At 47.6% G+C, this 25,806-nt stretch carries 25 protein-coding genes and 1 pseudogene; 21 read left to right on the forward strand and 5 right to left on the reverse strand.

Annotation, left to right across the window (positions count from 1 at the left end; all coding sequences use genetic code 11):
* The first annotated feature begins 7 nt into the window (after positions 1–7).
* The 7 genes from wecB (at position 8) to J7E78_RS08240 (ending at position 6,243) form a co-directional block, all read left to right on the forward strand.
* Complete coding sequence (gene wecB, locus J7E78_RS08210) at positions 8–1,099, forward strand: non-hydrolyzing UDP-N-acetylglucosamine 2-epimerase (RefSeq protein WP_215075833.1); 1,092 nt, start codon at positions 8–10, stop codon at positions 1,097–1,099.
* Positions 1,092–2,078, forward strand: coding sequence for a polysaccharide biosynthesis protein (locus J7E78_RS08215; RefSeq protein ID WP_017692517.1), 987 nt, complete (start codon positions 1,092–1,094; stop codon positions 2,076–2,078). The genes wecB and J7E78_RS08215 overlap by 8 nt, the downstream gene beginning before the upstream one ends.
* Positions 2,075–2,902, forward strand: a complete 828-nt coding sequence (locus J7E78_RS08220; protein WP_215075754.1) for a dTDP-4-dehydrorhamnose reductase family protein — start codon at positions 2,075–2,077, stop codon at positions 2,900–2,902. Before J7E78_RS08215 ends, J7E78_RS08220 begins: the two co-directional genes overlap by 4 nt.
* On the forward strand, positions 2,884–3,825 hold the full coding sequence (locus J7E78_RS08225; RefSeq protein WP_215075755.1) for an NAD-dependent epimerase/dehydratase family protein: 942 nt from the start codon (positions 2,884–2,886) through the stop codon (positions 3,823–3,825). The genes J7E78_RS08220 and J7E78_RS08225 overlap by 19 nt, the downstream gene beginning before the upstream one ends.
* Positions 3,822–4,538, forward strand: a complete 717-nt coding sequence (locus J7E78_RS08230; RefSeq protein WP_215075756.1) for a glycosyltransferase — start codon at positions 3,822–3,824, stop codon at positions 4,536–4,538. Before J7E78_RS08225 ends, J7E78_RS08230 begins: the two co-directional genes overlap by 4 nt.
* A 174-nt stretch (positions 4,539–4,712) precedes the next feature.
* On the forward strand, positions 4,713–5,462 hold the full coding sequence (locus J7E78_RS08235) for a glycosyltransferase (RefSeq protein WP_251034902.1): 750 nt from the start codon (positions 4,713–4,715) through the stop codon (positions 5,460–5,462).
* Positions 5,463–5,709: 247 nt separating this feature from the next.
* Positions 5,710–6,243: a GNAT family N-acetyltransferase gene (locus J7E78_RS08240; protein ID WP_215075757.1), complete on the forward strand. Its 534-nt coding sequence runs from the start codon at positions 5,710–5,712 to the stop codon at positions 6,241–6,243.
* Between the two features lie 140 nt (positions 6,244–6,383).
* Here J7E78_RS08240 and J7E78_RS08245 read toward each other — a convergent pair whose 3' ends face one another.
* Complete coding sequence (locus J7E78_RS08245) at positions 6,384–6,554, reverse strand: hypothetical protein (protein ID WP_167483784.1); 171 nt, start codon at positions 6,552–6,554, stop codon at positions 6,384–6,386.
* Complete coding sequence (locus tag J7E78_RS08250) at positions 6,551–7,786, reverse strand: glycosyltransferase family 4 protein (protein ID WP_215075758.1); 1,236 nt, start codon at positions 7,784–7,786, stop codon at positions 6,551–6,553. Before J7E78_RS08250 ends, J7E78_RS08245 begins: the two co-directional genes overlap by 4 nt.
* 184 nt (positions 7,787–7,970) lie before the next feature.
* Here J7E78_RS08250 and J7E78_RS08255 point away from each other — a divergent pair, with 184 nt between their 5' ends.
* On the forward strand, positions 7,971–8,330 hold the full coding sequence (locus tag J7E78_RS08255; protein WP_215075759.1) for a hypothetical protein: 360 nt from the start codon (positions 7,971–7,973) through the stop codon (positions 8,328–8,330).
* Between the two features lie 242 nt (positions 8,331–8,572).
* A pseudogene (locus J7E78_RS08260) lies at positions 8,573–9,001 on the forward strand (MFS transporter); the annotation flags it as partial.
* Between the two features lie 84 nt (positions 9,002–9,085).
* Here J7E78_RS08260 and J7E78_RS08265 read toward each other — a convergent pair.
* On the reverse strand, positions 9,086–10,159 hold the full coding sequence (locus J7E78_RS08265) for a glycosyltransferase family 4 protein (protein ID WP_311516959.1): 1,074 nt from the start codon (positions 10,157–10,159) through the stop codon (positions 9,086–9,088).
* 435 nt (positions 10,160–10,594) lie between these two features.
* Between J7E78_RS08265 and J7E78_RS08270 the strand changes: the two genes are divergently transcribed.
* From J7E78_RS08270 to J7E78_RS08320, 11 genes are all read left to right on the forward strand, one after another.
* Positions 10,595–11,731 (forward strand): ABC transporter ATP-binding protein, encoded by a 1,137-nt coding sequence (locus J7E78_RS08270; RefSeq protein ID WP_215075761.1) that lies wholly within the window; start codon positions 10,595–10,597, stop codon positions 11,729–11,731.
* Positions 11,728–12,444, forward strand: a complete 717-nt coding sequence (locus J7E78_RS08275; protein WP_215075762.1) for an ABC transporter permease subunit — start codon at positions 11,728–11,730, stop codon at positions 12,442–12,444. Before J7E78_RS08270 ends, J7E78_RS08275 begins: the two co-directional genes overlap by 4 nt.
* 4 nt (positions 12,445–12,448) lie before the next feature.
* Complete coding sequence (locus J7E78_RS08280; protein ID WP_215075763.1) at positions 12,449–13,843, forward strand: GldG family protein; 1,395 nt, start codon at positions 12,449–12,451, stop codon at positions 13,841–13,843.
* A complete protein-coding gene (locus J7E78_RS08285; RefSeq protein ID WP_215075764.1) occupies positions 13,840–14,808 on the forward strand; it encodes a DUF4340 domain-containing protein in 969 nt (322 codons plus the stop codon). The genes J7E78_RS08280 and J7E78_RS08285 overlap by 4 nt, the downstream gene beginning before the upstream one ends.
* Before the next feature lie 261 nt (positions 14,809–15,069).
* Entirely contained in the window at positions 15,070–16,062 is a 993-nt protein-coding gene (locus J7E78_RS08290) for a YhcN/YlaJ family sporulation lipoprotein (RefSeq protein WP_215075765.1), read from the forward strand.
* Between the two features lie 246 nt (positions 16,063–16,308).
* Positions 16,309–16,533, forward strand: a complete 225-nt coding sequence (locus tag J7E78_RS08295; RefSeq protein WP_017692532.1) for a helix-turn-helix domain-containing protein — start codon at positions 16,309–16,311, stop codon at positions 16,531–16,533.
* Between the two features lie 231 nt (positions 16,534–16,764).
* Entirely contained in the window at positions 16,765–17,295 is a 531-nt protein-coding gene (locus J7E78_RS08300; protein ID WP_215075766.1) for a DUF4303 domain-containing protein, read from the forward strand.
* A 482-nt stretch (positions 17,296–17,777) separates the two neighbouring features.
* A complete protein-coding gene (locus J7E78_RS08305; RefSeq protein ID WP_215075767.1) occupies positions 17,778–18,644 on the forward strand; it encodes a MurR/RpiR family transcriptional regulator in 867 nt (288 codons plus the stop codon).
* Positions 18,645–18,647: 3 nt separating this feature from the next.
* The gene (gene nagB, locus J7E78_RS08310) at positions 18,648–19,376 is read left to right on the forward strand and encodes a glucosamine-6-phosphate deaminase (RefSeq protein ID WP_215075768.1); all 729 of its coding nucleotides are present in this window, start codon (positions 18,648–18,650) and stop codon (positions 19,374–19,376) included.
* Positions 19,373–20,596, forward strand: coding sequence for an N-acetylglucosamine-6-phosphate deacetylase (nagA, locus tag J7E78_RS08315; protein ID WP_215075769.1), 1,224 nt, complete (start codon positions 19,373–19,375; stop codon positions 20,594–20,596). The genes nagB and nagA overlap by 4 nt, the downstream gene beginning before the upstream one ends.
* A gap of 164 nt (positions 20,597–20,760) precedes the next feature.
* Complete coding sequence (locus J7E78_RS08320; RefSeq protein WP_215075770.1) at positions 20,761–21,132, forward strand: hypothetical protein; 372 nt, start codon at positions 20,761–20,763, stop codon at positions 21,130–21,132.
* Between the two features lie 457 nt (positions 21,133–21,589).
* Here J7E78_RS08320 and J7E78_RS08325 read toward each other — a convergent pair whose 3' ends face one another.
* On the reverse strand, positions 21,590–22,945 hold the full coding sequence (locus J7E78_RS08325; protein WP_215075771.1) for a dipeptidase: 1,356 nt from the start codon (positions 22,943–22,945) through the stop codon (positions 21,590–21,592).
* A gap of 215 nt (positions 22,946–23,160) precedes the next feature.
* Here J7E78_RS08325 and J7E78_RS08330 point away from each other — a divergent pair, with 215 nt between their 5' ends.
* Positions 23,161–24,513, forward strand: a complete 1,353-nt coding sequence (locus J7E78_RS08330) for a cache domain-containing protein (protein WP_215075772.1) — start codon at positions 23,161–23,163, stop codon at positions 24,511–24,513.
* Positions 24,514–24,759: 246 nt separating this feature from the next.
* Here J7E78_RS08330 and J7E78_RS08335 read toward each other — a convergent pair whose 3' ends face one another.
* Positions 24,760–25,635, reverse strand: coding sequence for a DUF72 domain-containing protein (locus J7E78_RS08335; RefSeq protein ID WP_215075773.1), 876 nt, complete (start codon positions 25,633–25,635; stop codon positions 24,760–24,762).
* Positions 25,636–25,806 lie beyond the last annotated feature (171 nt).

Below are 25,806 nucleotides of genomic sequence, written 5' to 3' on the forward strand. Positions count from 1 at the left end.
GATTACGATGAAGATCATGACGGTGCTGGGTACGAGACCTGAGATCATACGGCTCAGCCTGATCATCTCCAAGCTGGACCAGTACGCGTCCAAACATATTCTGGTGCACACGGGACAGAACTTCACGGAAAGTCTCAGCGGTCTCTTTTTCAAGGAAATGGGCCTGCGCGCACCGGATTACGTTCTTCAGGATGAAGCGGCCACTCTGGGACGACAGCTGTCCTCGATGTTTACGCAGATGGAAGATCTGATATTGCAGGAGAAGCCCGATAAATTGCTGCTGCTTGGCGATACCAATAGCGCATTATGTGCAGTATTGGCTGAGCGCATGGGGGTTCCTGTTATTCATATGGAAGCAGGCAATCGTTGCTTCGACCTGGATGTGCCTGAAGAGAAAAATCGGAAGGTGATTGATGCCATCTCCACCGTTAATATGCCTTACACGGAACAGAGCAAGAAACATTTGGTCAGCGAAGGGGTGCCAAGCAGACGGATCGTGCTCACGGGCAATCCCATCTATGAAGTGATGCAGCATTACGATGCAAAGGTAAATTCCAGCAAAATACTCAAGAAGCTCAAGCTGAAGTCCGGGCAATATTTTTTGGTTACTGCCCATCGGGCCGAGAATGTGGATCACCCTCCTCATTTGCTGGAGATTATGAAAGGACTGAACCAGGTCGCTGAAGAACATGGGTTGCGTGTGATCTGCAGCATTCATCCGCGTACAGCGATCCGGATTGCGGAGCATCTGCAGCTGGAGATGAATCCGCTGGTGGAGTTTCACGAGCCGTTTGGATTCTTCGACTTTGTGATGCTCGAACGTCATGCACGCTGCGCACTCACGGATAGCGGTACCGTGCAGGAGGAGTGCTGCATTATGGGTGTACCGACCGTAACGATGCGTCGAACTACCGAGCGGCCGGAAACGGTCGATTGCGGCAGCAATGTGGTCTCCGGTCTGGATGCCGCGCGCATCGCTGATTGCGTGAAAGTCATGACAAAGATGTCTAGCGACTGGGATTGCCCGCAAGGTTACAAAGCCACAGATGTATCCAGTAAAGTGGTTAAATTTCTGCTTGGAGGGAAAATGCATGTTTGAAAATAAGCGTATACTCGTGACTGGCGGTACGGGATCATGGGGTTATGAACTTGTGGCTCAACTACTGCCCCAGCAGCCCAAAGAAATTATTGTATATTCCCGGAACGAGTCCAGCCAAGTGGCTATGAGTCGTGAATTTGAAGACCCACGTCTTCATTTCCGGATTGGAGATATTCGTGACAAGGACGCCTTGACGGCGGCTTGCCAGCATGTGGACTATGTATTTCATCTGGCTGCGCTCAAGCATGTTCCGGTGTGTGAAGACCAACCGTACGAAGCACTCAAAACCAATGTGATTGGTACACAGAACGTAATTGAGGCCGCTATTGAGAACAAGGTGGAAAAAGTAATCTATATCTCGACTGACAAAGCTGCCAATCCGTCCAACTTTTATGGCATGACAAAAGCGATCGGCGAGAAATTAATTGTATATGCAAATTTGTTACACAGTGATACCAAGTTTGTTACGGTACGGGGCGGGAATGTACTGGGAACAAACGGCAGTGTGGTACATCTGTTCAAGAATCAGATCCGCCAGAAAGGGCAGGTCTCCATCACGGATATGAGTATGACTCGATTCTTTCTTACGCTGAAGGATGCAATTACCTTGCTATTCAAAGCTTCGGTGGAAAGTGTTGGCGGAGAGATCTTTGTCATGACGATGCCTACCTGCAAAATCGTTGATCTCGCGGAAGTTCTTATTGAGGATTCCGGTGTGGAGAATGTGAGCATTGTGGAACGTGGCATTCGTCCAGGGGAGAAAATCCATGAAATATTGATGAGTGAATTCGAGAGCATGACCACCGTTGTCTACGATGAGCAGTACCTGGTTATTCTTCCTACCCTGGGTATACCGGGTCTGCGTGAACATTATACCAATTGTCCCCCGGTCTCCTTTAACAGTTTCAGTTCTGAACACCAACTCATGACCAAAGAGGAGATTCGTGAAATTCTGAAACGCGGAGGATTCTTGTCATGAAACTGCTGATACTTGGTGGGAACGGAATGGCCGGCCATATTCTGGTCGATTATTTCCGCCGTCAAGGTGTGCACAGCGTCTTCTACACAACTCGGGATGTCACGGACCCGAATGGTCTGCTCCTGGATGTGAATGACAGCTTCATGGTTGACCGACTGGTAGAAGCGGTGCACCCGGATGTGATTATTAATGCTGTAGGTGTGTTGAACAACTTCGCAGATGAGGACAAAATTACGGCTTATCATATTAACGGGTTCCTGCCACATCGTCTGCGGCGGGTTGCAGATACGATTGGTGCACGTCTGATTCATATCAGCACAGACTGTGTGTTCAGCGGGGAGCGGGGAGCATACCGGGAAGATGATGTCACGGATGGGACTTCAGCTTACGCCATCACCAAAGCACTTGGCGAAGTTCAGGATGAAGGTCATCTGACGATCCGTACGTCCATCATTGGACCCGAGATTCGGCAGGGCGGCATTGGTCTGATGCAATGGTTTATGTCCAGCACAGGTGAAGTCGGGGGTTATACCCGCGTATTCTGGAACGGTGTGACCACACTTGAGCTGGCCAAATGGGTAGACCATTACCTGGCCTCATCGGTTAGTGGTCTGATCCACCTTGCTCATCCGGCACCTGTTAGCAAGCATGACCTGCTTGTATTGTTCAAGCAGACCTGGGATAAGCAGGATGTGACGATTGTGCGTGATGACAGTGTAGTGCAAGACCGTACGCTGGTGTCCACTCGCGAGGATGTGAAGACAGACCTGCCGAATTATTCTACAATGCTGAAGGAGTTGGCATTATGGATGGAGCAGAGCTGAGAGGCAAGAAAGTGCTGATTACAGGCGCCTCCGGTTTTACCGGGCGACATGCCGTATCTTATTTTCGGGAAGTTGGTGCAGTGGTTGCGGCGGTAGTCCGGAGGCCGGATGTGTATTCATTTGGTAAAGGTACTCAGGTCCATGTCTGTGATCTGAACGATAAACAGCAAGTGCGTCATCTGATCGGCGAGGTGCAGCCCGACTATGTGCTTCATCTCGCTGGCAAAAACTCAGTGCCTGATTCGTGGTCTGATCCGCTACTGGTCCTGGAGACCAATGTGATGGCTGTGCTGTATTTGCTGGATGCGCTTCGCAGTTGCCCGACAGCACGAACCGTTATTGTAGGATCGAGGTTAAAATATACGCTGGAACCTGGCCGGATTCCCCAGCCTCCACATCCATACAGCCTTAGTAAAGCTCTGGAAGAGATGGTGTCCTTGTCGTGGATGTCGCTCTTCGGACAACAGGTCATGCTGGCGGAGTCAGGCAATCTGATTGGTGCGGGTCCTTCCACAGGCATCTGTTCACTGCTTGCACGCCATGTTGTTGCCTGTGAGCAGACGGGCAAAACCGAGGCATTCCGTCTGTCCGGACGGGACAGTACCCGTGACTTTCTGGATGTGCGGGATGCCGTCAGAGCGTATGCGACCCTCCTGGTACACGGGTCCAGCGGTACAGTATACCCGGTGGTGTCTGGAGTGGAGCGCAGTCTTGGTGAAATTGCAGATCTGCTGTTGTCGATGACAGAAGCTGAAGTCCCTGTTCGCTGGGATGGGGCATCTTCCGGTCCGGACGGTTCGGGGAAACAGGAGGAATTATCCCTGCTGCGCAAGCTTGGCTGGCAGCCGATGATTCCATTTGCCACCTCGCTTCAGGATATCCTGAGTGATGTTCGTGTCCAGCAAGGGAGGACGACAAGTTGAATCCGAGAGTATCCATTGTCATTCCATTCTACAACTGCCCCTATGTGCCTCAGGCGATTCAGAGTTCGCTGAACCAGACGTATCCCGATGTGGAGATCGTTGTTGTGAATGATGGTTCCACCCGGCATGCAGAGTTGCTTCAACCCTATCTTCCTTATATTCATGTGCTTGGCAAAAGCAATGGCGGGACGGCTTCGGCACTTAATCATGGCATCCGCCATGCCTCTGGTGATTATGTAGCCTGGCTCAGTTCGGATGATTATCTGTACCCGGATAAAATTCGTTATCAGCTGGAGTTTATGCAGCGTGAGAATGTGCTCGTCTCACATACAAACTTTCACTATATCAACGAGCATTCGGCAGTTACCAGAATGCATGGTGGGCCTGAACAGATGTCGGATATGGATTTACTAGGGCGGTTTGTTAACGGCAATCCGGTGAATGGCTGCACGGTCATGATTCGCAAGGATCTCTTTAGCGGAGTGGGGCTGTTCGATGAACTTCTTCCTTACACGCATGATCTGGATCTCTGGATGCGGATTGTACTGAACGGTCATCGGTTCCCATACCTGAATGAACCGCTTACTGCCTATCGTTGGCATGGGGGAATGGGATCGGTACGTCATGCCGATGTCATCGGCAGAGAGGCATCCATGGTATGGTCCAGATATCGGGAACCGTTGTTGCAGCGAATAGCGACGCTTAGCGGGTAGCGTAGGGAGGGTAGTTATGAAAGCCAAAAGATGGCTGATTAACGCCCTCTTTGCGCAGCATTTTTGCCGATGATATGGGGGAAGTCGATTAATAATTCAAATATACTTCCGCAGCACCGCAGATGTCCGATACCGATCGAATGGATCTTCATATAATAGAGGAAAGCAATCGCTATGCAGAGACAAACGGGGGAAGGGGAGGACCGAATGGAGCCGAAGGTATCAATTGTCATTCCTTTTTATAATTGCGCGTACATCGAGCAGGCTGTTCACAGTGCCATTCACCAGACGTATCCGCATATCGAAGTCATCGTGGTAGATGATGGGTCAACCGAGCACGTGGAGAAGCTGCAACCATTCATGGATTCCATCCGCTATATTCACAAAGAAAACGGTGGAACGGCGACAGCATTAAATGAGGGCATCAAACATGCAACAGGGGATTACTTTGTCTGGCTCAGCTCAGATGATGTGATGCTGCTGGACCGGGTGGAGAAACAATTGAAATTTATGCGTGAGGTCAAGGCTTCGTTCTGCCATGGTGCATACCATTATGTGAATGAGAGAAGCGAATGGTTGGATACGATGCGGCCGGAAGTCGGCAGTCGTCTGGAGATGTTGCAGGTATTGCTCGAAGGTTGTCCAATCAATGGCTGTACTGTCATGTTAGAGATGGATGCATTTGAGCGGTTTGGTTTGTTCGACACCGATTTTCGCTACACCCATGACTATGAGATGTGGATGAGGCTGTTTCCAATGTATGAGCTGTTCTACTACAATGAACCTCTGATGTGCTACCGTTTGCATGACTCGATGGGGACTAAACGCCATTTCAGGGAGCTGGTTGCCGAGATGGAACGGGTTCACGCGAAGCATCGGCCTATTCTGTTCAACTTGCTTCAGGTTGGTGGGTACTGGAATTGATGGATTTGGCAATGATGGCCGAATGGAATAGGTGTAAAGGGACAGGAGAGCACCCTCATGAAGCACTTTTTAAGTGTTATAAGTGAGATGCTCTTTTTTGCTCTATGGACAGATTCGTGGACAGAAAGGGTGAACGATTGCTGAAGTCTCTGTATAATGAAATGATTCATACACGGAAGGGACTGGACTATGCGCAGATATCAATATCTTTAAACCTAACTATTATATACTAATGGAGGTAAGAGTATTGATTACAGAGTTACACACAGAACGGTTATATTTGCGAAAAATGAACGTATTGGATTCGGCCAGCTTGTTTGAAATTTGGTCTGATCCGGATGTGACTAGATTTATGAATATCAGTCATTTTACGGATGAAAATCAAGCTATAGAAATGATTAATCTACTGAATGATCTTGCTCAGGAAAACAAGGCCATGCGGTTCTCAATCATTGCGCAAGAGTCTAACGAAATCATAGGTTCCTGTGGTTATAATTCACTGGATTTTGACAATCTTAAAGCAGAAATCGGGTATGACATTGCCAGATCACACTGGGGGAAAGGCTATGCTACGGAAGCGATCTCTTCTTTGTTAGCTCATGCATTCTCGACTATGAAGCTGAATCGGATTGAAGCAAAGGTTGATCCCGATAATTTGAATTCTATCAAGCTATTAAAAAATCTCAATTTCACATACGAAGGTACCCTCAGAGCATACGAGAGGGCAGGCGAAACGTTCAGTGATCTGAATATGTATTCCAAGTTGGCGACAGATGAATAAGATCTGTAATAGCGTGTTCTCGGTTCGTTAGAACACTTTTGAAGCGACAAGGGGTGTCCTCAGTCATTCATATGACAGATGGGACACCCCTTGTTCGATATTTCGGCATGTTATATGAAGACGGTATGTCATTGGACGAGTCAATCTTTTGAATTCATGATCGCCATCGATGCAGGATCGGGAAATACATACCCTTTAGGCAGCTTCTTCATCAATTCATTCATTACAGCGTAGTCCACGTCGATGTGAGGTGTGGAAACTGGAGTCGAAAACCAGCGGTTGTATAGATCACTCGGTACAAGTAACGTCATATCGTATGTCCTCCTCTGTAGATGGCTTCTTGGTAGACTTGAAATGTACGCAATCCCATCACTTCCAGTGAACGATGTTGTTCAGCCCAAGCTTTCGCCGCCGCACCCACTGTTCTCCGGGTAACATCATCCTCAAGTAGTGCATCCAACAGTTCACGAAGTGAATCGACATCCTGCGGAGGAACGACCCATCCCGTACGTCCGGGTTCAACCATCTCAGGCATGCCGGCTGTACCACTGACGATAACAGGTACACCCGCCAGTTGCGCTTCGGTAACGGAGAACGGCTGGGTGTCCTGCAGGCTGGGCTGGACATAGATGTCTGCATAGCGCAGGAATGAAGGAATATTGTCCAGCTTGCCCCAGAACACAACATCGGCTCCAATACCCGTTGAAGCAGCCTGTGACCGCAATTCATCGGTTAGTTTGCCTTCTCCTGCGATCCAGCAGACCCAATCGGAACGTTTATTTTTCAGACTGGCTAAGGCCTTGATTAACACATGAACGCCCTTGATGTATTCAAGTCGTCCGGTAAAGGCAATGACTTTTTTGCCCGCAGGTGGTCGCTGGCGGAACTTCACAGCTGCTGAGGCACGATAGGCTGGCAGATCTACAGCATAGGGAATCTGTCTGAACTTTGATTCAGGAACGGCAAGCTCTGTAAGCGTACTCTTGATCCAGTGGCTTGACACGAGAATGAGCTCGGACTGTGCTGCACTTCGCTCTTCCAATGAGAGAAAGTAACGTCCACGTTTGGATTGCAAATATGAAGATAGGGTAAACTGCGGGTTGGAATTTTGATCGTAAAAGGCTTCACGTGCAAGAGCGCCATGATAGCTTGTAACCAGTGGGATATTGCGGTTCAAGATGCGTTTTATGGCTACGGCAGCTACCGGATCTTGCGCATGAATAACATCATAGTGGTTTACCCCGAGATAAGCGACCGCCATCTCGAAGGCATATCTATTCAGTTCATAATAAGCGAGAAGAGGATCGGCAGTGAATTGTGGCAGATCAGTCGGATTGAGTTTGGCTTGCAGCATAGGCCACACCTTATCCTTGGAGAAAGCGCGGTTCAGATTACGAACATATACTTCGTTATTGGCACTATTTGTGCCCATGATATCAACCTCTACACCAAGTGCGATCAGCCTGTCGGCAAGTTGTTTAACATATGTCCATATGCCTCCCATATGTGTTAGCTCCCAATACGTAACGAGCAGAACTCTCATAGCTACCTCCTTGTCACGGCCTGCACCGGCCGAGCTTCTATCCTTATATTCTATGAAAAAAGAGAACCGGAAGGTCGGGCATTTCCGTGTAATTGATCGAAAATGGGTGAATGCAAATGGCAATGGACGAGAGGACGCATATCCTATGTACAGGAAGGTTCATGCTCCGAAGGAGGGATCTACAGTGGCAGTATATTTACTTGAGATTCATGAGAATCTGTTACAGACTTTTGTTCCCGTCAAGTATATAGATGTGGAGTTGGCTTATGTGGGCGGTGAGGAAGGGACGGATGTATTTGTTGGTGGAGCCAGCATTCACGGAGAACTGTACCGACATCTTTTTCACCTAACGTCAAATTCGGGGGGAGCGGGCGGTAATCAGGTCATTCATAATCTGGATGTGTCATCCGAGCCTTATGAACTGAGGATCATCAGCAACAGTTCTTCACCGAATTATCTGGTTATTCGAATATATTGCAGAAGTATTCACGGTCAGACATTGGGCATACTATCAGAACATCAGATGATGAAGATTGCAGATTGATATGGACATAATTAAATAGTCATGAATAACCAACGTGTGGAGCAGGGAAGGTGCCTGTTCCATTTTTTTGTAATGAATCCATAGTAGAAATGTCTGAAAAAATAGCATGACAGCAAAGGTGTTTTCATTAGAATTAGATCAGTATTAAACGAAAGTTTAAAACGACGATTTAAAACGATAGTTTGAAATTAGTCGTCAATATAGGCTGAGTGAGACGCATGGATAAGCCTGTGATCTCCTGGATGCTGCTTGCCCCTGCATTGGGTCCGGTCTTGTCTGGGTGGTTTATTGAATCACTGAGCTGACATTGGATTTTCCTGATTAACTTGCCCATAGGTATTGCAGCTTTCATTCTATGTATCAAATTTTTGCCTGATACAGATCGTGGACGCACACCTGCACTGGATCTGCTCGGCATGATTCTGGCGCCAATTGCGTTCTCGATGCTCGCTTACGGTGTGAGTGAGGGTGGAACGAGTTGGACGTCCGCAACAACTCTGACTGGTGTCATTGTGGGTGGTGTAGCGCTCATTTTGTTCATTATTGTGGAGCTTCGTCATCAAAATCCATTGCTCGAACTCCGGGTACTCAAATCATCTGATTTCTCACGGGGAATTATTCTCGCATGGGTGTCACAAGTGGCGCTGTTCGGTGCGATGATCCTGATCCCGCGATGATGATGGGACACTAAGACTTCTTTAAAATCATACTAAGGCAGTTCAGAGAAATTTTGCTGAACTGCCTTTTTGCTATGCTTAATGGAAAATTCGCAGTGCTGTCATCATTTCACGGAAAGAAATGGCATATCGATCTGGCGAAAAAGACAGGCTCATATGCTGTCTGCCCTGAATGCGAATATACTCACGCAGTTTCTTGTTTTTCATGAGGTCTCTTGCTTCGGCTACAGCTGCCTCTACATTTCCAATTGGATAAAACTTACCAGTCTTATTATGTGTGATAAATGAACGCACACCATCCGAATCCGTGCTGAGCACCGGGCAGCCACAACTGATCGCTTCAGCGACGGCATAACCGAATCCTTCAAGCAGGGAAGTGGATAACATGATGCCCCCTGAAGCGGCAATCATGGAATAATATGCAGGCATCTGAGAATGAGGAACATTGATAAAGATGCCAATCCGATCCTCAAGTCCGTATTCTGCCAGCATGTGCCGGAACATGACTTCATCTTCTGGATTAGCCAAAGTTGGATCGTGGAATAACCATAGTCTGGCTTCCGGATTTTTTTTGACGATTTCACTCGATATGATTAAATATTCACGCCAGTTTTTGTTGTGTTCAAGTCGTCCTACCCAAGCCAGCACCGGATAGGGTGGGGTATCCACCAAGATTGGTGCAAAGGTGTCCGTATCCAGCATATTGGGAATAACAAACCGATGAAGCCAAGGACAGATATGAATGAACATATCCAGCAGGTGGTCTGTGGGAGGTATAACGGCAGCATCACAATGAGCTTGAAGGTAAGGGACACCCATCTGTATCGTTTCCAGAGCTTGATCGCGTGTTCCGAGTCCCTGCGCTTCAAAAATAATTCGTCCGGTATAACCAAGTCCTCTCAAGCGGCCGGGCATAGCGATGTCTGAAGTGGCAATGATGGCATCATAATGATGAGTATGAATGATATGATGAATATCCTCGTCACTGGACGCGGTGAAAACGGGCGTATCACTGTTGTTCTGCAATCCCGAGCCTGTGTTGAGATACAATAGGTGCGCTTCAACGCCATGGCGTTTCAGAACAGCGGTGCGCAGTCGATTTAACGTATCCACGCCACCGCTCGGAACATAAAACGTGAATAATACTTTCACACGATTCACCCTCTGACTTTTGGTCAGGAGCACATTCTCCTGTACTCTATGTTACGTTGGCTTTAAGCGCAGGGTGTGGGTGTTGGTCAGGAAGTTCACATTTTGGACAAATATTTTTAAGCTGCCTTTTAAGTGTCATTAAGCTGAGGCTAGGCTAGCTCACGTAATATACAAGGAACTTCCCGTGTCTATCATCTATTACATAAGTTCAACATAACATTTACACGATAACGGAGAGGGCAGAAATAACTTGAAGAAGCGAAGCGTTCGCCTTTATCCCCGGATTTTTCCTTCTGAATGAAGGAATCAAAAAAATCTGGGGATAACAGTGATCGGAAGGTTATTCTGTCATCGGAGTGCAAGTGTAATATTTTCAGTTGAATTTATATAACGAACGATGGTGCACGGGTATTTTAACGGGAAAGGATGAATGATGTGCTCGAAGTGAAACAGGTCAGCAAAGTTTACGAAGGGCAACGCGGCGTACATCAACTGGATTTCACCATGGAACGTGGTGAGATTGTTGGCTTTCTCGGGCCCAATGGTGCCGGGAAAACAACAACGATGCGTATGATTACCGGATATCTGCATCCAACCGCGGGTTCCATTATGGTGGATGGAGTATCGGTGCATGAGCAGGGTCAGCGTGTTCGTTCCAAGATTGGGTATTTGCCTGAAACGCCGCCACTGTATCCGGATATGACGGTGCAGTCCTATCTTAAATTCGTAGCCAATTTGCGAGATGTCCCGGCACGTGAGATTAAGCTGCGGGTCAGTGAGATGGTTAGCAGACTGGGACTTCAGGGTCGGGAGAAACAACTGGTACGCGGGTTATCCAAAGGATACAAACAACGCCTTGGACTGGCAGGAGCCATTATTCACAAGCCGGATCTGCTAGTCCTGGATGAGCCCACATCGGGACTTGATCCAAATCAGATTATCGAGATCAGAGATCTGATCCGAGAACTGGGAGAGAACCATACGGTACTACTCAGTACGCATATTTTGCCTGAAGTGAGCACGCTCTGTAATCGAATGTTGATCATCAATCAGGGACAGCTCGTTCTGGATGGTTCACCTCAGCATTTTGGATCATCAATGGGGGAGCAGTTCAAGGTGTCGATTGAAGTGAAGGCCACTGCGGAGCAATTACATAATGTGCTGACACCATGGGAGAAGGTGCGGAGTGAAGTCATTCAAGCATCGGATGCGAATACCAGCAAAGATGCTTCACTTCATTCAAATTCAGCGGATACGGTTAAAATGCTGCTTACTGGAGAAAACTCGGAAGATTTCCGGGAGGAGTTGTTCTACCTTTTGTCAGGTGCAGGATTACCGATACTGGAGATGAAGAAGGAGAACCTGAGTCTGGAACAGATTTTCCTGAAGCTGACCACAACCGAGGCGACAGACATAGACGAAAATTCGGCAGATGTGGATAAGGTTGCTGGGGCAGTGATGGATCAAGAGGATGTAACTTCGGACAACGACTCGTCGAGTATATCGGGAACATCAGTTAGTACAGCAACCGATGCTTCGCCCCAAGCTCGCAAAGGGGAGGACTCCAAATGAGACGAATGATGGCGGTATGCAATAAAGAGCTGCAAGCTTATTTTCTGTCACCAACGTCCTATTTTGCTTTTGCCGTATATGTACTGATGACCAGTCTGTTGTTCTATTCAAGCTTTGTATATTACCAGCCGAGCATTGTTGATTACCGTCTCGTACTGGGGGACACGTTATCTATGCTGCTTTTTGTAATCCCATTGTTAACAATGCGACTCGTTGCAGAGGAATTTAGACAAGGAACGGATGAGTTGTTGCTGACTTCTCCAGCACGTGTAACAGAAATTATTTTTGGCAAATATCTTGCTTCTCTGGCCATTCTGGTTGTGCTCATCCTGTGCAGTCTGGTGTACCCTTTCATCATGTCGTTCTATGGGACATTGGATATGACGACCGTATGGATGTCTGCGCTGGGTTTATTTTTCCTGGGCGGAAGCATGATGGCGATTGGACTGTTCGCTTCTACATTATCTCAGCATCAGATGGTGTCTGCGGTAGCGGGTTTTATTATTTTGCTCGTTTTGTGGATGCTTAATTCATTCGCAGGCAATACAGGTTCTGCTTTGCAGCAGTGGTTGGACCCGTTTGCCCTGACTAACCGGTTCGACAGCTTCATGAAAGGTGTGCTTAGTGGACCGGATATCTTGTATTATGTCACACTTTCAGGAGTATTTCTGCTGTTAAGCATTCAAATTGTTGAACGGAAGCGGTGGAGGTGAGAAGATGAAAAAATGGTTAAGTCATACCAACAGTACCGTGCTGTCCGTAGCGGTGATTGGCATCTTTATTTTGCTAACACTGTTCCTGAATTCACTTGGCGGCTTCCAGCTGGATTTGACCTCGAACAAACAATACACATTGTCTGACCAGTCCCTTACTGCGATTAAAAATGTGAAGGATGACGTCAACATTCTGGTGTTAACTGTCGAAAATGCCAACAACACCGTCCTGAACCGTGAGGTCACGGATATGGTCGAGGAATACACGAAACGAAGCAGCAAGTTGAAGCTAAAACAGTATAATCTGACGCAGGAACCTGCGCTTGCATCCAAATACGGCATAACAGGCAGCTCCATTGTGCTGGAGCAGGGAGATCAACACAAAGTGATTGATATCGCCAGTCTGTTCACCGCGACAGGTGATGGCAGTGACGGATCATATCAATTTACAGGTGAGGAAAAACTTACGCAGGCGCTCATGAATATGTCATCCACGGAGATGCACAAAATGGTGTTTTTGACTGGGCATGAAGAGTTGAGTCTCGATCAGATGACTACGCTGCAATCCTCCTTGGAACAAAATAATGTGCAGACGGAAGAATTGCAGCTGAATCAAGCCGGGAAGGTTCCGGAAGATGCAGATGTGCTGGCGATTATTGGACCACAACGTGATCTCAGTGATACGGAAATGAAAGCTATTCGTACTTATCTGAGTAATGGAGGCAAGCTGTTATTATCCCTCGGATTTGTGGAAGATATGCAATCCAGTTGGAAAAACATTGATGCCCTCATGGCTGACTATGGGGTCGTTGATGAGCATGCGGTCATGGTGGATAATCAGCAAGCCAGTACGATGGGACCACTCTGGGTGGTGCCGGAGTATGGTACACATGCAATTACCGACAAACTTGCTGCAAGCCAATTGTATCCGATGTTGTCGCTGTCGATTGCGTTGACCAGCAAAGAACAGGATAAATATACCCTTTCATCGTTAATTCATTCTTCGAATGACAGTTATGGGGAGACAAATATCGGCGGCTTATTGCAGAATGAAACAACCAATGATGCCGAAGAGGATATTCAAGGACCCGTTGAATTAGGATATGCAGCCGATACGACGGATGGCAAACCGAAGGCGGTTATTCTGGGCTCGTCCATTTTCATGCAGGATTCGGAAATTGCAAATGGCGGCAATCGGGACTTTATTTTGAATACGGTGAACTATTTGAGTGAGAAAGAAAATGGATTGACGATTCGCCCACGGGTACAAGCCGGGTATGAGATGGCATACCTGAACGGTGAACAGGCCAGAACGATCTTCTTCGTGGCGATTGTGGCGTTCCCGCTCATCTTTGTTATTATCGGTGTACTCTTATGGTGGAGGCGCAGACGGGTATGAGAAAATGGATCCCAACGATTCTGGTGGTCATTGTACTAATTGTGGGCTGGGCGTACGCGGACAGTCAAAATTATTTTCGGGAAGAAGAAGCGGCGCAAGCCAAGTTGCTCGATATTCAATCCGGGGATATTCAATCCATCACAATACATGACACAACGGAAGAGACATCCGGTACAGCAGCATCTTCAACCCTGACACTTAAAAATGGCGTATGGCAGATGGTTGAGCCAAAAGCCTATCCTCTGAACGGTTATAGTGTAAGCAGTTGGCTGGATGCACTGAGTGGTGCGAATCAGGAACTGGTAGTGGAAGAAGCGCCGACGGATGTGGATAAGTACGGATTAGGAAAAGATGCTACACGTATGGATATCAAACTCAAAGATAATCGGGAGATCAAACTGGCTATTGGCGGCCAACTTCCAGCAGATGATGCACGTTATGTGCGTGTTGATTCGGGCCCTGTGGTTGCCGTGCAGACAGAGGCGATTACCAGCATAGCCTTGTCTCGGCGTGATGTATTGGACACTACACCTTTCAACATGGATGAGACAAATGTTGGGTCTCTGGAATGGGAGGGTGAAGCAGCTACCTGGATGTTAACATCGACATCCGAGAACGGTGCTGCAGAGCAGACCTGGACACTGAATGGAAAAACGATTGAAGCCACAGACGCCGTATCTCTTATCGGCAAAATCAAAAACCTGTCGACAGCAGATGATGTGCGCAAAGCGTCCGAGCTGAAGAATTCAGTTCCCCGATTCACCTTGTCTGTGGAACAGACGGTCAATGGGCAACAAGTTCGAGATGTGTATCGCGGACTTACGATGCCATCTGAACCGGATCAGATCTGGGTCATTACGCCGGATGGTCAATGGGCATATGCCATGGATGCGACGAGTCTAACAGAAGCCGAGAAATTCCCGGATACCATTAAAGCATCAACAACTTCGGCGGAAGATAAGTGATATGAACTAACTTGAAATGAATTTTAAGTTACTGTTATATGGAAACAGTGCTGCGATCAAAGCGGCACTGTTTTTTTATTTTAGAGCGAGAACTTTACTGTCCACAGATTAGAACCCAAAGAGCATTAGCAATTAGCAAAGACCAAAACCCGAACACCCAAACTTACAGGGTAAGGTACCATATCCTTTCAGCATATCGACACGTACAGAAGCGCATCCTATCTTTGTGACCAAAACCAACAAACATTGGAGGATGAGTACATGCCAGCAGTCAAAAAGGCAACAGCTATTACGTTATCATTATCTACTGCAATCTTTGTAATGGCCGGTTTGACAGGATGTGGCACGAATCGGGACACCAACAATATGCATACGCAAAGTGTTCGTCAGCAAGCGAGCGGGATTAACCGTTATGGTGTGGAAACAAATGGCATGGATGGCATCCGTGCGAAAAGTTATCGCATGCATAATGTGACTGATCTGAAATCCAGTGAAGAGCTGGCAAAACGCATCACGGAGATGAAGGAAGTTCAATCTGCCCGTGTCATGTTAACGGATCGTAATGCTTATGTCGCTGTTCGTTTGGCAGATGGTCATGCAGGCAAGTTGGAGAGCAAGTCCAACGGTCGTACGAGCATGCTGAATGGAACAATGCGTAATCATGCCAGTGATACCATGCGTGGGGGCAACATGAATCACGATATGGGGGGGATGCGTGTGAATGGCGGTACGGGCACAATGTCTCCGTACAGCACTAGCGGAATTGCTCCCGGACTGAACACGAATTCAGCAACCGATCGCAGCCATATGGGGAATGACCGCAGCATCTATGGAACCATGGGCACAGGCACAATTGGTATGATGCGTGGTCTGACAAATAGTGGCAAAGCACGCCCTATGAACGAAAGTCAGTATGGAACAAGAAGTGAACGTCCACGGATGGATAGTACGGATGACAACACTTCCGAGGAGATCAAGGGTAAGATTTCAGCCAAAATTAAGCAGTTTGCACCAAACATCGAGAATGTATATGTATCAGCCAATCCGGACTTTGTGGAGCATGTCGAGAACTATGCCACAGATATTCGTAATGGTAAGCCCGTCAGTGGCATGATCGATACCTTCCAATCAATGGTAGAGCGTATCTTCCCGACGAACGGAACAGATACGAATAACCGTGATGGCATCCTTGACGATGGCCTGATGAACCGTAATCACAACGGTGGCGGCATGATGAACCGAATGAATCGGTAGTTCTGAAGACAGATGAACAAGTATGCCTTTGCGCAGATGGCAACATCTGCTGCAGGGGCATGTTTGTCTTACATAATCTCCAATATATAGACAACTGCTCACGTTCTCTTTGGACAATGAATCACATGTTTACTGCCCATTTTTATTATAAAACTGAACCAACGCCCTTGACCTGACATAAGATGAGTTGACTGTATCCCCTTAACCTTGTTACACCAACACAACCCGAGCAAGGAGGGGTGAACATTGAAGGGTATCGATCATAAAAGCAAATTTTTGTTGACCCACCGTGAACGCGAAGTATTCGAATTACTGGTTCAAGACAAAACAACGCGTGACATCGCAGGGCAGTTATTCATCAGCGAGAAAACGGTGCGTAACCATATTTCGAATGTGATGCAGAAACTCAATGTTAAGGGTCGTTCGCAGGCAGTTGTCGAGCTGATTAAGCTTGGAGAACTGAAGATTTAGTTGCGAATTACAGTTAGGATGAAGTAGCAGCATGAAAGCCTTTCTCTATTCTTTGTCATGAAGAATGGGGCAAGGCTTTTTTGCTGTGCTGGATCATGAATTTAGGGAAGATCCGAAACGTAGCATCGCTTGTTTTCATTATTTTAGTAGACCATAATGATTACATATATAAAACAGATAAGGCAGTAGGTAGGGCTTGAAATTAAATCAATGGTAGAAAGGATGAGCTAAATGGACCGTTTCTTAAATGAATTTGAAAATCAATTTCGAGCGGGTTTTCTACCCGATCTGGAACAAACGCTGGCTAAGGTGCAGCATGAGAAAGTATATGCTTGTGCATTTGGAACGGACAGTGATTGGATTACCCTGTTTTTGGCGGTAAATACAGAGGAATCCCTGGCTAGGCATATTTCAAGCATGAAGGAACAGGGGCTGTGTGATACTGAGGAGGACGAGATCTATTACAGATGGGGCTGCTCCGAATATCAATATGGCGAGGATACGCACTTTAACCACATCAGCCGATTGTTGTATGCAACAGAGGAGGTCCAGAAGTACAAAGATGAGATCATTCGAATCATTGCCAAAGTTGTGAATGAGACAGCAGATAACGTTTTTGCCCGGTATGGACAAGCAAAAGCAGACATTACGTTCTTTGTTTCTCTAACAGATGACGATCTGGCGGAGGAGATTGAAAATCAATCGGTTCATCAAATGACAGGCCCCAGCTTAGCTAGCAAGTTCTTAAAACGATATGAATGAATTAAATTGAATTGAATCTTAGTACCACGAAAGTCTTTCCTATTCTTTCATCCAAAGAAGGGATGAGGCTTTTTTTGTTTTAGCGTGAAAAAATGAAACAATCGATTACATATCACTTATAGATTCCTATTTGTTTGAATGAACGTCCTCCAGCTTTTCGTTTGATCGGAATATGAAATTGCAGCAGGTCTCCAAAGTGATTCCAGCCTTCCCAACTCAGCCTACCTCCGCGCTTCGGTCGATGGAATAGAGGGCATAATAGGCACGTGCTTCTGTTTGTTTGGTAGCAATAATCCAGGTGCAAGGAATGAACTTTTTCCGTTGTTTTCGATTCATTAGATTGCTCCTTCTTTTGATATTGCAAAAGTCATGTTAAATTCCTCTTGATTTGCAGGATCGTCTTGATTAAAATGAAGTTATAAAAATGATTTTCTTAATTTATTAAAAATAAACAAAAATAATTTTCATGAAGTGAGGTCCTCATGGCAGCCATATTACGTGCGTTGCAGCAAGAACTCAATAACCTTCCGTCTCAGGAGCGACGTATTGCCGAAGTCATTATGCAATCTCCATCGGACATTCCCGGATGGACGATTAGTCATCTGGCAGAGCAGAGTGGCACAAGTGCTGCGACGGTAACCCGCTTTTGCAAGTCGTTTCATTTTAAAGGCTTCCCCGATTTCAAAATGAAACTCGCCGCAGAATTGTCCCACGCATCTGATGAAACGGCGTATCAGGATATTGTAGCGGGCAATTCACTATCCAAAATTGTTGAAGCTATCGAAGCCAACCACCTCGCGTCGATTGCAGATACCACCCGTTTGCTGGATTTGGGCAGATTGGAGCAAGCCGTTCAATTATTGTGCCAGGCTCGCCGCATCGATCTGTACGGTGTGGCGACCTCTTCGATTGTTACACAGGATTTCTATCAGAAACTGGTGCGGATCGGCAAGAGCTGTACGGCTTTTTCCGACTCACACATGCAGATTACATCCGCATCTTCGCTCGCCGAGGGAGATGTGGCGATGGCCGTATCCTATTCAGGCGAAACACCAGAGACCATTGATGCCTTGCATTGTGCCAAACAGGCCGGAGCTTCTACGATTTCACTGACTTCCTACGGAAGTAACACACTCGCAACGGTATCGGACATTCCACTGTTCACCTCTTCTCTGGAAGAGGGCATGAGGCGTGGAGATATGGCTTCACGTATTGCACTGCTGCATGTGGTCGATATTTTGTTCACAGGCATGGTAAGTGCCGACTTCGACCGTTTTATCCCGAGACTGGAACAATCCTATCACAACGTGCAGTCCTATCGATTCCAACACAACAACGGAGGTGCCTGACAGATGAATATACGCATTTTTGAAAATGAAGAAGATTTAAACGCCACGGGTGCTGGCCTCATTGCCAGCTTGTTGCAAACCAAACCACGGGCTGTATTGGGGCTTGCGACAGGAAGTTCACCTGTAGGCATATATAAACAGCTTATCACGTTGTACCAGAAGGGACTGGTTAGCTTCTCACAGGCTTCCTCTTTTAATCTCGATGAGTATGTTGGACTTCCAACAGAACATCGCGAAAGTTATCGCAGTTTCATGAACGAACAATTATTCCATCATATTGATATGGATCTTGCCAGAACGCATGTGCCTGATGGTCAGGCTGCCGATCTGGAACAGGAATGTAATTCCTATGAACAACGGCTGGACGATCGTGGACCGGTAGATCTGCAACTACTGGGCATTGGACATAATGGTCATATTGGCTTCAATGAACCGGGAACCGAGCTGACTGGGCGGACGCATGTCGTGGATTTGAAAGAAGAGACCAGAAAGGCAAACGCACGTTTCTTTGACAGCATCGATGAAGTTCCGGCTCAGGCGATTACGATGGGTGTTAGTACCATTTTGAAAGCTAAACAAATCCTGCTCATTGCCCGTAGCGAGGAAAAAGCCGAGATTATTCGCGAAGCCTTCTTGGGACCAATCACAACGGCCTGTCCTGCATCGCTGTTGCAATGTCATCCAAATGTGGTGGTATTGCTGGACCGTGCGGCAGGGAGGCTGGTGAGATGACCGAGGAGAATAGCCGTGTTAGTGGGAGCCAGCGTCATGAAAAAATTTCTCTTCTTCGAGGCAAGCTGCTCCTTGCAGATGAAATATTGGAAGACGGTGTTATAGCCTGGAGGGATGAGAAAATCCTCTATGCTGGGATACCGGAAGGTCTTCCTGAACAGATTCGGCGAGAGGCTTTGCCGCTGCTGTCTGTACCGGATCGTGGTCTCATTGTGCCTGGATTCATTGATATCCATGTGCATGGTGGGAACGGAGAAGACTTTATGGACGCAAGCCCGGAGGTGTTGGACAAGATCACTTCTTTCCATAGTACGCAGGGCACAACAGCGATGCTTGCAACTTCCATGACCGCTCCGAAAGAGCGACTGGACAGCGTGCTTGCTGAAGTGGACCGCTACCGTTCTGGTGAAATGCCTTATGCACAGCTTGAAGGTGTGCACTTGGAAGGCCCGTTTTTCAGTCCGAAATGGCCTGGTGCGCAAAATCCGGAACACATCATTCTGCCTGATGTATCCTGGCTCGAAGCATGGGAGAAGCAATATCCAGGCCTGATCCGTCAAGTCACGCTGGCACCGGAACGTGAAGGTGCTCTGGAGGTCATCTCGTGGCTGCGTGAACAGCGAATTACAGCGGCACTCGGCCATACAGATGCGACCTATGAAGAGGTGGAGCGGGCAGTTGAGGCAGGACTACATCATGCAGTACATACGTTCAATGCCATGACACCGCTGCATCACCGGCTACCCGGGGCTGCCGGAGCCGTGCTGAGTGATTCACGCATCAGTGCTGAGGTGATTGCCGATGGTATTCACGTACACCCTGCGGCGATCTCGATCCTCGCTCAGCTGAAGCAACATGATGATCAACTCGTGTTGATCACGGATGCCATGTCTGCTGCGGGATTGGATGACGGAGAATACAAGATCGGCGACCTGCCCGTAATCGTGAAGCATGGTGAGGCTAGACTGAAGGACGGCGGCGCATTGGCGGGAAGTACACTGACGATGATTCGCGGTTTCCGTTACCTGGTACAGGAAGTGGGCTTGAGCCTGAACGCTGCATCACGTGCAGCAAGTCTGACCCCGGCACGCCTGCTGGGCATTGATCACCGGACAGGTTCCCTGGCTCAAGGAAAACAGGCAGATATCGTTTTGCTGAATGCGGAGCTGGATATTGAGGGTGTATGGGTGAAGGGCAGACGGGTCGGCGAGTCATATTAGATTTAGAAAATTAGTATTGCGCTAATAACTCTCATTTGTGATGCATCGGTCTTCGGAGTTAAAACTTGGCTTTTATCTGTGGAGAAGCAACACCTTGCGCAATATGTTAAAATAGATCTCAAAAAGACGGGATCTGCGGATCACGCATAACGGAGGCGTGAAACATGGAACGTAACGCTATGCTCGAACATGATCCGTTCATCACAGTGTTGGCGGAGAAGTTGCACATACACGGATATTATGCCTTTTATGGTGAGCATTACAATGAGACCGATATGGAGCTGTACCGCAGGCATCTGTTCACATCATTCAGCAACATCGTATGGGTAGAACTGGACGCACGCAAAAAGTATATGATCGTCGATCATCGTGGACGCAACACCGTCATGAAACTGATCGAAGGTATGGTGAACACACGTAGAACGCTGCGAGCGAACCAGGCCATGGCGGGGACAGATACTTCTGGAGTCCAGCAGGAAATCGCACACTTATCCAAGCTTGTGCATATGCTGAAGTTTACGACTTTCCGCACATAAATGGAGGATATCCCGAAAGTGGGTTACTCCTTCTAGTTACAGGGCTAACGAACGTCAGCCACGTTATTCCGTTACAAAAGGGGTGTGCCGTCATGAAGTTGGACGGCACACCCCTTTATATACTTATATACCTACCTACTACCCTTCATTTGTAAAGTAGGCTCAATTCTAAAATCAGTCATGCGAAAAGCTGCAACGTAGTGAAGGGGACGAAATCGATTCAAACAAAAACGATGACCCGTAGGCCACCGTATTTGTAATATCTATCTGCCCCTACTCTATGAAGTTGAGTAAATAATTTACACGTTAACGGAGTGGGGAGAAAAAAGCTGAAGAAGCGGAGCGTTCGCCTTTATCACCCGAATTTCTCCCTTTAGAAAAGGGAATCAAAGAAATCGGGGGATAACAGCGATCGGAAGCTTATTCTCCCCGCGTAGTGACCTCCGTGTAAGAGTGTTTACAAACTCTTCAAGAACTGAACAATCGTCAACAACCCTTTATCAAAGTTCTCCAGGTTGAAGTGCTCATTCGGTGCATGCAGATTCTCATCCGGCAAGCCAAAGCCCATCATGACAGCAGGGATTTCGAGTACACGTGAGAGTTTCTCAACAATCGGAATGGAGCCGCCATCTTTGGTAAAGAGGGCACGAACGCCATACACGTGCTCATATGCATCTGCTGCTTTTTGCATGATTGGATTGGAAGGATCGGTATTGAAAGCAAAAGCTTTCTCGATCTGTTTCACATGCAGCGTTGCACCTGGTTGAACGTGAGCGCGCAGATGTGCTTCGATACGATCCAATACATGTTGTGGATCTTGATCCGCCACGAGACGGCACGTAATTTTGGCATGAGCTTCTTTCGGAATAACGGTTTTGCTGCCTTCGCCTTGGAAACCACCCCATACGCCGTTCAGTTCCAGCGTTGGACGAGCGCCAACACGTTCCACGAACGAGTAGCCTTCTTCGCCGTACAATTGCTCCAGCCCGAGGTCTTGACGAAGCTGTTCTTCATTGAAGCCCTGTTTCGCGAATTCTTCTCGCATCTCAGGAGATAGCGGCAGAACGCCGTCATAGAAACCGTCTACACTCACACGGCCTTGCTCATCATGCAGCGAAGCAAGCAGGGACACGAGTGCATGCAGTGCGTTGGGTACACCGCCGCCAAATGAACCGGAGTGCAAGTCGGTATTGGCTGTGTTCAGATCCACGTGAAGCGAGCATAGGCCACGCAGGCCAGTAGAGATCGCCGGTTTTCCTTTTTCAAGCAGGGATGTATCTGAGATCAGTATCATGTCTGCACGCAGCTTGTCTGTATGTTCATTCAGATAGATGGGCAGGTTCGGGCTGGAGATTTCCTCTTCGCCTTCGATACAGAACTTGATGTTAACCGGAAGTTCCTTGTTTTCGGCAAGCATCGCTTCTACTGCCTTGATATGTATGAAGATCTGTCCTTTGTCATCCGTTGCACCACGGGCATACAGCTTGCCATCACGAACGGTCGGTTCGAAAGGAGGCGTGTCCCACAGGTTAAGGGGATCGACAGGTTGTACATCATAGTGTCCATAGATCAGAGCCGTAGGTTTGCCCGGTGCATGCAGGTGATCTGCATAGACAATCGGATGTCCAGCCGTTTGAATGACCTCTACGTTTTCCATGCCTGCCCGTGTGAGCGCATCTGCTGCCCATTGTGCTGCACGATTAATATCCTCTTTATGCGCTGAAATGGCGGAGATACTCGGAATGGACAACCATTCATTCAGCTCTGCCAGGTGTTTTTCTCTATTTTGTTCAAAATAAGTCTGTTCTTTCATTAAAAAGGCCTCCTTCAAGTTTGCTTTATCTCATTGTAATCCATTTTGTCATGTTAATAAAACATTGGTTAAAAAAATGATCGGTTAGAGATCGTTTCATTCACCTGAGGATTGTGCGTATAATACAAGAAAAGGATTTCATCCATATATTCTCAGGGGAGTTGAGGAAGTTTCCATGACAGTCAGACCGGATGCGAGCAGGCAGGTGAGCAGCGATGGAACCGACTAGGAGCGATCGAATATTTGGCAGATTCAAGCGTTTATCCGATTTGAAGGCTGGAAGGCATAAGGGGCGATTTTATCGAAACAGCCTCATGCTTATTTTACTCATTGCCAGCATTCCCGGGCTAATCACAGGTATCGTAATGTATCAACAGGTCGTTGGCCGGATGGAGACTGAATTCAATCGGATGCACCAGAACCAGATTGAGAACCGGGCACGTAATGTGGATGACCAGCTGGCTTATCTGGAGATGAACTTATCCCATTGGGCTTTTGAACCGAGGTTTGGCAATGCACTGCGAACGCTGGATTTTGTGTATTATTTTAATGAAACGCAGGAGATTGTGACTACCTTATACGTATTACAAGGTTCCCATCCATTGATCAAGTCAGCACAGCTGTATTTGCAGGAGCCTAAGCCAATCTTGTTTAATCGGGATTACACCGAGTTGAACGATGAAGCCAAAGTACAAGCATATGATCGATACCTTTCCATGGGTAACCACGTGAACTGGACAGACTGGGTTTCCAGCATCAACAGAGATACCGAACCTTTGACCAACGATAGTCCGTTGCATACGGATGCAGGAAATGCACTTGTTCTAGTACATAAGATACCGGGGGAGAGCATTAATCCGTTTGGTGCACTGATCATCACGCTGGATAACGAGAAAGTCGCCAGTTTATTGAAAACGCTTACTCCTTATGACGAAGGGTTAACGTTCCTTATGGATCAGGAAGGAAACACACTGGTTACCGGAGATCCGGGAACGGCGGGAGAGACTTCTGCTTTTGAGCAGCAGCTAAAAGAAGAAGTGGCCCTGCATGCGGGCAGCCGCTCATTCCTGTTCCGATATGAGGAGGAGACCTATTCTGTCTCATACGGCTCATTGAGTCGAATCGATTCAGACTGGACTTACGTCTCCGCAGCACCTCTGACCTCAGTCACTTCGCCAGTCAAGCTGGTATCCAAAATCATCGTCATTGCGAGTGCAGGCAGTCTCATCCTGGGATTGTTGTTATCCTGGTTTGCCTCCCGCCGTATCTATTCGCCTGTAGCACGGATGCTGCATCTGCTTACGCCCGGCAAAAACGAAACAACACCAACGGATGCCAGGCTGGACGAGTTTGAGCTGCTGGAGCAACAGTGGAACGAACTGACCTCCCGCAGTGTAACGGCACATCGCCAGTTGCAGGAGCAGCTTCCTCATCTGCGCGACAGCTTTGTCTTACAACTTGTACAGGGACATCTATATGCCTATAACGAGCAGGATCTTCAGCAACGGATGCGTCATCTCGGATTTGAGCTGGAGGGTCAGTGGCAGGCATTGAAGTGTATAAAATGAACCAGCAGCTACGCGAGGCGTCTATCGATTCTTCGGTTACAGCCGTGCAGCGATGATGTTTGACGCAACGAAACGGATGTATGTGGATAGCCTTCTATAGATAGAATACCAGCTAAAGAAAGCGGCAATGCCCTCAGGCTTGCCGCTTTTAGTTTGATTCCAATCCCGAATCTGATCTGCAGGACAGCAATGATAAATACACTTACCTTCACCCAATAATATGAATAACTGCATCATTAGCTCGGATCAAAATAACTCCAGCTGCTCCGGTCCATCTTCCTTATCCGGTTCCGTACGATCTGGAAAAGGCTTCACCGGCAGGTCCAGCAGGTCCATCATCATCTGTGCATTCGCCGCTGCATCGCCACCGGAGTTGTTATTAAAAATAACATAGACATCCTTGCTCTGCTCCTGCAACTGCTCCAGATATCCTTTCCACTCCAACAGTTCTTCCTTGTTGTAACGGTATAAATAACGGGTCTCGCGCCAATTTGGCGCACCATTCTGATGCCAGCCAGACACATTGCGTCCATGCATGCGCACCAGCGTCATCTCCGAATCCGTGGCCTGTGGCACGATGGGAATGGAACCTGGACCGGCCTGAGGTTCGTCACAGACGCTGTGAATCCAGCCTTGCTCTTTCAGGAACGCAAGCGTGCGCTCTCGCATACTACCTTCATACCAACTGCGATGACGGAATTCCAGGGCACACGGAATGCCTTCCATTCTCAGTTTCACTTCACGAAGCTCTTTCACGTTGTCCTTATTGCACTCAAACCAGGGCGGATATTGAAACAAAGCTGCCTGCATTTTGCCAGCTTCAATAACGGGTTCCAGTGATTCCCGAAAAGCCTTATACATCTCCGACGTGCTGGTAAAGTAGGGTTTGCCTCGCAGATGTCCGGTCATCCCCTGATAGGCTTTGATGATAAAAGCAAAGGATTCTGGCGTCTCGGCAACCCATCGTGCCATTCGATCCCGCGGCTGAACGGCGTAGAAGGAACTATCCACCTCCACAGTGGAGAAGTATTGTCCGTACAGACTGAGCTTGTCTTTGGCTTTGGTGCGGTTCGGATAGAGATCTTCCTGATCTCCCCATCCGGTAAGTCCAATGTGAATCATAGGAACACCTCCTGTTGCTTATAGTACGTGTTCAAAAAGACCGGTTTTCCTTTTTGAACAACCTCATATACTTAACCGATTCGCAGGGGGATGCGTTGATTAACATTATATCGTGTGCATTTTGGGTCTTCAATGCGGCCGATTACTGAATTTTTTTGAGTTTGCAGAATA

This window comes from Paenibacillus polymyxa (assembly GCF_018614975.1).
GTDB lineage: Bacteria > Bacillota > Bacilli > Paenibacillales > Paenibacillaceae > Paenibacillus > Paenibacillus polymyxa_E.